The organism is Polymorphospora rubra, assembly GCF_018324255.1.
GTDB classification, from domain to species: domain Bacteria; phylum Actinomycetota; class Actinomycetes; order Mycobacteriales; family Micromonosporaceae; genus Polymorphospora; species Polymorphospora rubra.
Genome location: NZ_AP023359.1, coordinates 5,352,341 through 5,362,500, shown reverse-complemented (window position 1 = coordinate 5,362,500; position 10,160 = coordinate 5,352,341). Strand labels below are relative to the sequence as shown.

10 protein-coding genes (1 of these 10 cut by a window edge) are annotated in these 10,160 nt (G+C 72.3%); 1 reads left to right on the top strand and 9 read right to left on the bottom strand.

Going from position 1 to position 10,160, the window contains the following annotated elements:
• Both tyrS and Prubr_RS24325 read right to left on the bottom strand, forming a co-directional pair.
• On the bottom strand, nucleotides 1–922 hold the 5' portion of the coding sequence (gene tyrS / locus Prubr_RS24330) for a tyrosine--tRNA ligase (RefSeq protein ID WP_212817183.1). 335 nt of this gene lie to the left of the window's left edge; the window shows 922 of its 1,257 coding nt (coding positions 1–922); it begins with the start codon at nucleotides 920–922; its stop codon lies beyond the left edge, outside the window.
• Between the two features lie 42 nt (nucleotides 923–964).
• Nucleotides 965–1,594 carry a DNA-3-methyladenine glycosylase gene (locus tag Prubr_RS24325; RefSeq protein WP_246567577.1) on the bottom strand — a complete coding sequence of 210 codons (630 nt, stop codon included), beginning with the start codon at nucleotides 1,592–1,594 and terminating at the stop codon, nucleotides 965–967.
• A gap of 95 nt (nucleotides 1,595–1,689) precedes the next feature.
• Here Prubr_RS24325 and Prubr_RS24320 point away from each other — a divergent pair, with 95 nt between their 5' ends.
• Nucleotides 1,690–2,487 carry an aminoglycoside 3'-phosphotransferase gene (locus Prubr_RS24320; protein ID WP_212817181.1) on the top strand — a complete coding sequence of 266 codons (798 nt, stop codon included), beginning with the start codon at nucleotides 1,690–1,692 and terminating at the stop codon, nucleotides 2,485–2,487.
• Nucleotides 2,488–2,535: 48 nt separating this feature from the next.
• On the opposite strand, the gene argH is transcribed toward Prubr_RS24320, so the two are convergent.
• The 7 genes from argH to argJ all read right to left on the bottom strand — a co-directional run bounded on the left by argH (nucleotide 2,536) and on the right by argJ (nucleotide 10,156).
• Nucleotides 2,536–3,999, bottom strand: a complete 1,464-nt coding sequence (gene argH / locus Prubr_RS24315; protein WP_212828465.1) for an argininosuccinate lyase — start codon at nucleotides 3,997–3,999, stop codon at nucleotides 2,536–2,538.
• A gap of 21 nt (nucleotides 4,000–4,020) precedes the next feature.
• Nucleotides 4,021–5,235 (bottom strand): argininosuccinate synthase, encoded by a 1,215-nt coding sequence (locus tag Prubr_RS24310; protein ID WP_212817180.1) that lies wholly within the window; start codon nucleotides 5,233–5,235, stop codon nucleotides 4,021–4,023.
• A 102-nt stretch (nucleotides 5,236–5,337) separates the two neighbouring features.
• Nucleotides 5,338–5,850 (bottom strand): arginine repressor, encoded by a 513-nt coding sequence (locus Prubr_RS24305; protein WP_212817179.1) that lies wholly within the window; start codon nucleotides 5,848–5,850, stop codon nucleotides 5,338–5,340.
• A gap of 22 nt (nucleotides 5,851–5,872) precedes the next feature.
• Nucleotides 5,873–6,805, bottom strand: a complete 933-nt coding sequence (gene argF, locus Prubr_RS24300) for an ornithine carbamoyltransferase (RefSeq protein ID WP_212817177.1) — start codon at nucleotides 6,803–6,805, stop codon at nucleotides 5,873–5,875.
• Nucleotides 6,802–7,986, bottom strand: a complete 1,185-nt coding sequence (locus Prubr_RS24295) for an acetylornithine transaminase (protein WP_212817175.1) — start codon at nucleotides 7,984–7,986, stop codon at nucleotides 6,802–6,804. The genes argF and Prubr_RS24295 overlap by 4 nt, the downstream gene beginning before the upstream one ends.
• A complete protein-coding gene (gene argB / locus Prubr_RS24290; RefSeq protein WP_212817174.1) occupies nucleotides 7,983–8,927 on the bottom strand; it encodes an acetylglutamate kinase in 945 nt (314 codons plus the stop codon). The genes Prubr_RS24295 and argB overlap by 4 nt, the downstream gene beginning before the upstream one ends.
• A 56-nt stretch (nucleotides 8,928–8,983) precedes the next feature.
• Nucleotides 8,984–10,156 (bottom strand): bifunctional glutamate N-acetyltransferase/amino-acid acetyltransferase ArgJ, encoded by a 1,173-nt coding sequence (gene argJ / locus Prubr_RS24285; protein ID WP_212817172.1) that lies wholly within the window; start codon nucleotides 10,154–10,156, stop codon nucleotides 8,984–8,986.
• Between the last annotated feature and the right edge of the window lie 4 nt (nucleotides 10,157–10,160).

The window sequence follows — 10,160 nt, the reverse complement described above, 5'->3', positions numbered from 1 at the left end:
CCGCGCCGTGCACGAGCGTGGTCAGCTCCTCGGCCAGCGCCCGCTGACCGAGCCGGGCCTGCGGCCGCTCCTCGGTCGCCGCCACCAGCTCCTCGATCTCCTCGCGGGACCGGAAGCTGAAGTAACGCAGGTAGCGCGGGATGTCCCGATCCTCACTGTTGAGCCAGAACTGGTAGAAGGCGTACGGGCTAGTCATCGTCGGGTCGATCCAGACCGAACCGCCCTCGCTCTTGCCGAACTTGGTCCCGTCGGCCTTGGTCACCAACGGTGTGGTGAACGCGTGCACGGGCCCCGCGCCGCGCCGGCGGACGTAGTCCACCCCCGCCGTGATGTTGCCCCACTGGTCGGAGCCGCCGAACTGGAGCGTGCAGCCGTGCCGGCGGTGCAGCTCGAAGTAGTCGTTGGCCTGGAGCAGCTGGTAGCTGAACTCGGTGAAGCTGATGCCGCTCTCCAGGCGCGCCTTGACCACCTCGCGGGCCAGCATCCGGTTGACCGGGAAGTGCTTGCCCACGTCCCGGAGGAACTCGACGACCGACATCTCGGCCGTCCACTCCAGGTTGTTGACCAGGGTCGCGGCGTTGTCACCGGCGTACGTCACGAACGGCGACAGCTGGTCGCGGATCCGGGCCACCCACCCGGCCACCGTCTGCGGGCTGTGCAGGCTGCGCTCGCCGCCCTCCTTCGGATCACCGATCTGGCCGGTGGCCCCACCGACCAGCAGCAACGGACGGTGACCGGCGAGCTGCAGGCGCCGGGCGGTCAGAACCTGCACCAGGTGTCCGACGTGCAGGCTCGCGGCGGTCGGATCGAACCCGACATAGAAGGTCACCCGCTCGTTGTCCAGGTGCTTGCGCAACTCGTCGAGGTCGGTCGAGTCCTGGATGAGGCCCCGCCACTGCAGGTCGTCGATCAGATCGGTCACACAGCGGATTGTCCCCCACGACCGGGTCCCACCTGTACCGGGTTACGAACGCGGCGCGGACGCGCCGGCCGTACGGGCGGCTCTCGGCACGTGGCGACGGTAGGTGCTGACCGTCGGGTCGCCGGTGATCCAGAACCGCCACGGCCGGTCGTGCGCCCCGGTCACTCCGACCCGGGGTCCGGCGCTGACCATAGCCGGACCGACCGGCGTCGGCGGCGCGGTGAGCCGTACCGGGCCGTCGCCGAGCAGATGGGCGCCGTACGCGGTGCCGTCCAGGCCGAGCGCGGAGCACAGCCGCGCCGGGCCGCGCGCGAGGTCGACGTCCCGGCGTACGGCGGGCCGCCGGGACCGGGCCAGGTCCAGGCCGTCGACGATCTCACCGGCCCGCAGGAGTACGGCGGACGCCTCCCCCTCGGGTCCGGTGACCACGTTCACGCACCAGTGCATGCCGTACGTGAAGTAGACGTAGGCATACCCGGACGGGCCGAACATGACCGAGTTACGCGGGGTACGGCCGCGATGGGCGTGCGAGGCGGGGTCGCTGGCGGTGCCCGCGTACGCCTCGACCTCGGTGACGCGCACGGTGACGCCGCCGGCGGACAGCCGGCAGCCGAGCAGTCCGCGGGCGGCCGGTACGACCGGGCCGGCGAGCAGGTCTTCGAGGTCGGTCACGTCGTACAGGACAGCACGGACGGGGCCGGCGCTGCCACTTCGGCGACGGCCGTGGATGCCCCCACCGGCCGGTCGGGCTCTGGCAGAATTCCCGGATGCTCTCCGGTCCCCCGCCGCCCGACCATCCGGTTCCCGCGGTGGTGCGGCGGCTCGCCGCCGGGCGGCCGACCCGCCCGGTGTGGCGCAACGAACTGGGCGGCCTCACCTTCGAGATCGCCGCCGGACTCGGCCGGTGGTTCGTGAAGTGGGCGCCGCCGGACAGCGGGCTGCGGCTGGACCGGGAGGCGGAACGGCTGCGGTGGGCGGTCCGGTACGCGCCCGTGCCACCGGTCCTCGACGAGGGAGCCGACGAGACCGGGAGCTGGCTGCTGACCGACGGCCTGCCCGGCGAATCCGCGGTCGTCGACCGGTGGAAGGCGGACCCGGCGACCGGCGCGACCGCGATCGGCGCCGGGCTGCGGCGGTTGCACGACCGGCTGCCGGTCGCGGACTGCCCGTTCGGTTGGCGGGTCGAGGACCGGCTCGCGCGGATACGTGGGCTCGCCACGGCCGGCCGGCTCGAGCCGGCGCGGTGGCATCCGGACCACGCCGCGTTCGGCGTGGACGGGGCGCTGGCCCGGCTCGCCGACGTGCCGGCGGTCGACCGGCTGGTGGTCTGCCAGGGCGACGCGTGCGCCCCCAACACGCTGATCACCCCGGACGGCCGGTTCGCCGGACACGTCGACCTCGGTGCGCTCGGGGTCGCCGACCGGTGGGCGGACCTGGCGGTGGCCACCTGGAGCCTGCACTGGAACTACGGGCCGAGCTGGGAAGGGACGCTGTTGGAGGCGTACGGGGTCGAACCCGACCCGGAACGGATCGCCTACTACCGCCTGCTCTGGGACCTGGGTTAGGCCACGGGCCGCCGTGGCCGCCACCCGGGGTGGCGGCCACGGCGCCGGTCAGCGGGGTACGACGACCTCGGTGGCCCAGGTGCGCCAGCCGGCGAGCTTGTCGATGGCCGTGGCCAGCTGGTCGGCGACCGGGCCGGGGCCGGTCGAGCCGGGCGTGGTGCGGGCGGCGAGCGCCGAACGGACCGACAGCACGTCGCGTACGCCGGCGTCGAGGTGTGGGCTGACCAGCGTCAGGTCCTCGTCGGAGACCTCGTCGAGGGCGCAGTCGCGGGCCACGCACAGCGCCACGAGCTTGCCGGTGATCTCGTGTGCCTCGCGGAACGGCACGCCCTTGACGACCAGCCAGTCGGCGACCTCGGTGGCGAGGGTGAAGCCGACCGGGGCGGCGGCGGCGAGCCGGTCCACCCGTACCGTCATCGTGGAGATCATTCCGGCCAGCGCCGGCAGGAGCAGCTGGAGGGTGTCGACGGCGTCGAACACCGGCTCCTTGTCCTCCTGCATGTCCCGGTCGTACGTCAGCGGCAGCCCCTTGAGCATCGTCAGGACGGCGACCAGGCCGCCGACCAGCCGGCCGGACTTGCCGCGGGCCAGTTCGGCGATGTCGGCGTTCTTCTTCTGCGGCATGATCGACGATCCGGTGGCGAAGCTGTCGTCGAGTTCGACCCAGCCGAACTCCTGCGACGTCCAGAGCACCACCTCCTCGCCGAGCCGGGACAGGTGCACGCCGATCAGCGACGTGACGAAGAGGAACTCGGCCACGAAGTCCCGGTCGGCGACCGCGTCCATCGAGTTGGCGGCCGACGCGGTGAACCCGAGTTCCTTGGCGACCTGCACCGGGTCGAGCGGCAGCGAGGACCCGGCGAGCGCGCCGGCGCCGAGCGGCGAGATCGCCGTACGGGCGTCCCAGTCCCGCAGCCGTTCCAGGTCGCGCAGCAGCGGCTGGACATGGGCGAGCAGCCAGTGGCCGAAGGTGACCGGCTGGGCGTGCTGGACGTGGGTCATGCCCGGAGCGGGCGTGTCGACGTGCCGTTCGGCCTGTTCGACGAGGGCGTCGGCGAGTTCGACCAGCCGTTCGGCGACGCCGCGGGCGTGGTCGCGCAGGTAGAGGCGCAGATCGGTGGCGACCTGGTCGTTGCGGGAACGGCCGGCGCGCAGCTTCCCGCCGAGTGTGCCGAGCCGCTCCAGCATGCCGCGTTCGAGGGCGGTGTGGACGTCTTCGTCGTCGATGGTCGGCCGGAACTCTCCGGAGGCGCAGGCGGCCTCCAGGTCGTCCAGGGCGGCCAGGACCCGGCCGAGTTCCTCGGCGTCGAGCAGCCCCGCGCGGGCCAGCACCCGGGCGTGCGCCCGGGAGCCCGCGAGGTCGTACGGTGCGAGGCGCCAGTCGAACTGGACGCTGACCGACAGCCGGGCCAGTGCCTCGGAGGGGCCGCCGGCGAAGCGTCCTCCCCACAGGCTGGTCCGGTTGGTGGCCGCGCTGTTCTCCGTCAGAGACTTGTCATCCACGCCGACAATCATTGCTAACGTGCCTTCCGGTCAGAATCGCGGGGAGCCGCCGAGCCGGGCGTCGCGGGCCGCGGCCATCCGGCTGGGTAGTCCCCAGAGTTGGACGAAGCCCTTGGCCAGCGACTGGTCGAAGGTGTCGCCGGTGTCGTAGGTGGCCATCGCGAAGTCGTAGAGGCTGGCCTCGGAGCGCCGGCCGGTGACAACGGCGCGGCCGCCGTGCAGGGTCAGCCGGACCTCGCCGGTGACGTACTTCTGGGTTTCGTCGATGAACGCGTCGAGGGACCTCTTCAGTGGCGAGAACCACAGGCCGTCGTAGACGAGTTCGCCCCAGCGCTGGTCCACGCCGCGTTTGAAGCGGGCCAGGTCGCGTTCGACGGTGACGTTCTCCAGTTCCTGGTGGGCGGTGATCAGGGCGATGGCGCCCGGCGCCTCGTAGATCTCGCGGCTCTTGATGCCGACGAGGCGGTCCTCGACCATGTCGAGCCGGCCGACCCCCTGGGCGCCGGCCCGCCGGTTGAGTTCGACGACCGCCTGGTGGGCGGTGACGGTCTCGCCGTCGATCGCGACCGGTATGCCGGCGTCGAAGGTGATGACGACCTCATCGGGGTCGCGGGGTTCGGCCGGGTCGGCGGTGTAGGCGTAGACGTCCTCGACCGGGCCGTTCCAGATGTCCTCGAGGGAGCCGGTCTCGACGGCGCGGCCCCACAGGTTCTGGTCGACCGAGTACGGCGACCGGTGCGTGACGTCGATCGGCAGGCCCCTCTCCTCGGCGTACGTGATCGCCTTGTCACGGGTCCAGGCGAAGTCGCGGGCCGGGGCGACGACCCTGAGGTCGGGGGCGAGCGCGCCGAGGCCGACCTCGAACCGGACCTGGTCGTTGCCCTTGCCGGTGCAGCCGTGGGCGACGATCGTGCCGCCGTGCCGGCGGGCCGCCGCGACCAGGTGCCTGACGATCAGCGGCCGGGACAGCGCCGACACCAGCGGATAGCGGTCCATGTAGAGGGCGTTCGCCCGCAGCGCGGGCAGACAGAAGTCGGCGGCGAACTCGTCGCGGGCGTCGACGACCTCGGCCTCGACGGCGCCGCAGTCCAGGGCCCGGCGCCGGACCGCGGCCAGGTCCTCGCCACCCTGTCCGACGTCGACGGCGACGGCGATCACCTCGGCACCGGTCCGCTCCGCCAGGTATGGAATGGCGACCGAGGTGTCGAGTCCCCCGGAGTACGCCAGCACGACCCGCTCGGTCATGGTGTGGTCCTCCTTCCGCGGTGTGTGCCGGCCGTCGCTCGGGCTGGGAGTGTGTTCCTCGGGCCAGGAGTGTGTCGCCCGGGATGGGAGTGTGTCGCCCGGCTAGGAGTGTTCGGAGCCGGCCGGCGGGGTGACCGCCCAGTCCGCCAGCTTCGCGGCGAGCGCGGCGCCGCCGACGGTGTCCCTCGCCACGACGAGGATGGTGTCGTCGCCGGCGATGGTGCCGACCACCTCCGGCAGCCCGGAGCGGTCCAGCGCGCTGGCCAGGAACTGGGCGGCGCCCGGCGGGGTGCGTAGCACGGCCATGTTGCCGCTGGCGTCGACGCTGGTCAGCAACTCCCGCAGCAGCCGCACCAGGCGGGCCGGGGCCTGCACGGCGTCGCGCAGCGGCCGCATCCCGTCCTCGGGGATGAGGTAGACGGCGGGCCCGCCGTCGCCGCCGCGGACCTTGACCGCGCCGAGTTCTTCCAGGTCACGTGACAGGGTGGCCTGGGTCACCTGGATGCCGTCACCGGCGAGCAGGTCGGCGAGTTCGGTCTGTGAGTGGACCACCTTGTCCCGGATCAGCTCGACGATGCGGGCATGCCGCGCCGTACGGGTCACCGGCCCGGTCATCCCACTGCCCTGCCGTGCTCGGTCACCGGCGCTCCTCCTGGCGCAGCAACCAGGTGATCAGCGCCTTCTGCGCGTGTACCCGGTTTTCCGCCTCGTCGAACACGGCGCTGCGGTCGCCGTCCATGACCTCATCGGTGATCTCCTCGCCGCGGTGTGCGGGAAGGCAGTGCAGCACGATCGCGTTTGGTGCGGCCGCCAGCAGCTCCTTGTTGATCTGGTAGGGCCAGAACGGGGTGAGCCGGTCACGGCCGTCGTGTTCCTGGCCCATCGACGTCCACGTGTCGGTCGCCACCACGTCGGCGCCCGTGACCGCCTCACGCGGGTCACGCAGCACCTGGACCGATCCGCCGGTGCCGGCCGCGATCGCGGTCGCCGTGGCGACGACCTCCGGATCCGGGTCGTAGCCGACGGGGCCGGCGACCCGGACGTGCATGCCGGCCGTCGCGCCGGCCACCAGGTACGACCGGGACATGTTGTTGGCGGCGTCACCGACGTACGCCAGGGTCCGGCCGGTGGTGCCGCCGCACCGCTCCCGCACGGTCAACAGATCGGCAAGGAGTTGGCACGGGTGGAAGCCGTCGGTCAGGGCGTTGATCACCGGCACCGACGACGCGGCCGCGACCTCGGCGATCCGGTCGTCGCCGTGGGTCCGCATCACGATCGCCGTCACGTAGCGGGACAGCACCCGGGAGGCGTCGGCGAGCGTCTCGCCGCGCCCGAAGTGGGTGCCGCCGGAGTCGACGATGATCGCGTTGCCACCGAGTTCGGCGATGCCGACGTCGAACGACAGCCGGGTCCGCAGGCTCTGCTTGTCGAAGAGCACCGCCACCGACCGGGGGCCGGCCAACGGCCGTTCCCGGAACGGCTCCGCCTTGATCTGCTCGGCCAGGTCGAGCACGGCCGACTGCTCGGCCGGCGTCAGGTCGTCGTCACGCAGGAAATGCCGGGTGGTCACTTCTGCACCTCGTTCGGTGTCGCGGCATCGAGTGCGGCCGGCAGGGCGGCGACGAACGCGTCGACCTGCTCGGCGGTCAGGACCAGCGGCGGCGCGAGCCGCAACACGTTCGGCTGGACCGGGTTGACGAGGAAGCCGGCGTCGCGCAGCACCCCGGCGACCGCACCCGAAGCCGGCGCGCACAGTACGACGCCGAGCAGCAGCCCGGCACCGCGTACCTCGGTGACCAGCGGATGGCCGAGCGCCTCGATGCCGTGCCGCAGCCGTTCGCCGGTCCGTTTGACGTGGTCGAGCAGTCCCTCGTTGGCGATGGTGCTGACGACCGCCAGGGCGGCGGCGCAGCTGACCGGGTTGCCGCCGAAGGTGCTGCCGTGGGCGCCCGGGGCGAGCAGGTCGGCGGCCGGCCCGAAGGCGATGCAGGCGCCGATCGGGAGGCCACCACCGAGCCCCTTGGCCAGGGTCACCACGTCGGGTTCGATGCCGTCGGCCTGGTGGGCGAACCAGTGGCCGGTACGCCCCATCCCGGTCTGCACCTCGTCGATGACGAGCAGCGCGCCGTGCCGGGTGGTGATCTCCCGGGCCGCGCCGAGGTAGCCGGGCGGCGGCACGCACACGCCGTTCTCGCCCTGGATCGGCTCGAGGATCACCATGGCCGTCTCCGCGGTGACCGCGGCCGCCAGGGCGGCGACATCGCCGTACTGGACGTGGGTGACGTCGCCGGGCAGCGGCCGGAACGGGTCGGCCTTGGTCGGCTGGCCGGTCAGGGCCAGCGCGCCCATCGTGCGGCCGTGGAAGCCGCCGACGGTCGACACGACGTGGCCACGGCCGGTCAACCGGGACAGCTTGAACGCCGCCTCGTTGACCTCCGCCCCCGAGTTCGCGAAGAAGACCCGGCCCGGCCGGCCGGCGAGGGCCAGCAGCAGTTCGGCGAGCGCGACCGGCGGTTCGGCCACGAACAGGTTCGAGACGTGGCCGAGCGTGGCGACCTGCTTCGAGACCGCGGCGACCACGGCCGGGTGGGCGTGGCCGAGGCTGTTGACGGCGATGCCGCCGAGCAGGTCGACGTACTGCTTGCCCGCCTCGTCGACGACGACCGCGCCGGAGCCGCTGACCAGTGCCAGCGGCGGCGTCCCATAGTTGTCCATCATGGACTGCCGCCAGCGGTCGACCAGGGTGGTCATGATCCGTTCACCGTCTTCCCGTCGTGTGTCGCGGTGCCCTCGGCATCCGCGACGACCATCGTGCCGAAGCCTTCGGAGGTGAAGACCTCCAGCAGCGTGGAATGCGCCACCCGGCCGTCGACGACGTGGGCGGCGGGCACCCCACCCTGCACCGCCCGCAGGCACGCCTCCATCTTCGGCACCATCCCGGCCTCCAGCCGGGGCAGCAGCTTGGCCAGCTCGGCAACGGTGATCCGGTCGACGAGGCTGGTGGTGTCCGGCCAGTCGGCATACAGGCCGGACACGTCGGTCAGCACGATCAGCTTGCGGGCGTCGAGCGCGACCGCGAGCGCCGCCGCCGCGGTGTCCGCGTTGAGGTTGTGCAACACCCCGTCGGCGTCCGGCGCCACCGTCGAGATGACCGGGATCCGGCCGGCACCGATCAGGTCCGCGACCGCGGACACGTTGACGGCGTCCACGTCACCGACCTGGCCGATGTCCACCGGCTCACCATCGACGTACGCGGGCCGTCGGATGGCGGTGAACAGCCGGGCATCCTCACCGGACAGTCCCACCGCGAACGGGCCGTGTTCGTTGATCAGGCCGACGAGTTCACGGCCGACCTGACCGACGAGCACCATCCGCACGACGTCCATCGCCTCGGGCGTGGTGACGCGCAGTCCGCCCTTGAACTCGCTGGGAATCCCCAACCGGCCCAGCATCGCCGAGATCTGCGGGCCGCCGCCGTGCACCACGACCGGCCGGAGGCCGACGTAACGCAGGAAGACCATGTCGGCGGCGAACGCCCGCTGCAGCCCCGGGTCGATCATCGCGTTGCCGCCGTACTTGACGACGACGGTGGCACCGTGGAACCGGGCCAGCCACGGCAGCGCCTCGATGAAGGTCGCCGCCTTCTCCTGCGCCAGTTCGTGCTTCCGCTGCGCTGCACTCCTCGCGCTCATGCTGTCCCCGTCTCCACTCGCGACTGCGGGGCTCCGCTGCGCTGCACTCCTCGCGCTCATGTGCTGTACGCCGAGTTCTCGTGCACATACGCATGCGACAGATCGTTGGTCCAGATGGTGGCGCGGTCGCCGCCGGCGTTCAGATTGACCTCGATCGTGACGTCCCGACCCGACAGGTCCACCTTCGACCGGTCGTCGGCGGCGGTGCCCGCCCGGCACACCCACACCCCGTTGACCGCCACGTCGATCCCGTCCGGCTCGAAGGCGGCCGCCGTCGTGCCGACCGCCGCGAGGATCCGGCCCCAGTTGGGGTCGTTGCCGAACAACGCTGTCTTGACCAGGTTGTTGCGGGCCACCGACCGGCCGACCTCGACCGCGTCGTCCTCGCTCGCCGCGCCGAAGACCTCGATCGCGATCTGCTTGGTGGCGCCCTCGGCGTCGGCGACGAGCTGCTGCGCCAGATCGTGGCAGGCGGCGGTCACCGCCGCGGTCAGCTCCTCCTGCGACGGTTCGATGCCGGAGGCGCCGCTGGCCAGCAGGATCACGGTGTCGTTGGTGGACATGCAGCCGTCGGAGTCGACCCGGTCGAAGGTCCGCCGGCACGCCGCCCGCAGCGCCTCGTCGAGAGCGTCCGCCCCGGCGACCGCGTCGGTGGTGAGCACGCTGAGCATGGTCGCGAGGCCCGGAGCGAGCATGCCCGCGCCCTTGGCCATGCCGCCGACGGTCCAGCCGGTGCCGGCGGCCACGGTCGTCTTCGGACGGGTGTCCGTCGTCATGATCGCCTCGGCGGCGGCCGGACCACCGCTGCGGGCCAGCGCCCGTACCGCCGAGCCGATCCCGGGCAGCAGCCGGTCCATCGGCAACCGCTCGCCGATCAGCCCCGTCGAGCAGACCGCGACCTCACTGGCCCCGATCAGCAGCCGGGCACTGGAACGGCTCAGCGCGGTGGCGGTGCGTTCGGCGGTGGCGTGGGTGTCCTGGAACCCCAGCGGTCCGGTGCACGCGTTGGCACCACCGGAGTTGAGGACGATCGCCCGCACGACTCCGCCACGGACCACCTGCTGGGTCCACAGCACCGGCGCGGCCTTGACCCGGTTGGTGGTGAAGACCGCGGCGACGGTGGCATCCGGTCCGTCGTTGACGATCAGTGCCACGTCACGGGCCCCGCTGGACTTCAGCCCGGCGGTCACCCCGGCCGCCCGGAACCCCTTCGGCGTGGTCACGCTCACGGTG

What these genes read in the sequence shown, in the direction of transcription:
- Prubr_RS24295 (WP_212817175.1), bottom strand. Translation starts at nt 7,986, where the DNA reads ATGACCACCCTGGTCGACCGCTGGCGGCAGTCCATGATGGACAACTAT.
- Prubr_RS24310 (WP_212817180.1), bottom strand. Translation starts at nt 5,235, where the DNA reads ATGACCGAGCGGGTCGTGCTGGCGTACTCCGGGGGACTCGACACCTCG.
- Prubr_RS24305 (WP_212817179.1), bottom strand. Translation starts at nt 5,850, where the DNA reads ATGACCGGGCCGGTGACCCGTACGGCGCGGCATGCCCGCATCGTCGAG.
- argB (WP_212817174.1), bottom strand. Translation starts at nt 8,927, where the DNA reads ATGAGCGCGAGGAGTGCAGCGCAGCGGAAGCACGAACTGGCGCAGGAG.
- Prubr_RS24320 (WP_212817181.1), top strand. Translation starts at nt 1,690, where the DNA reads ATGCTCTCCGGTCCCCCGCCGCCCGACCATCCGGTTCCCGCGGTGGTG.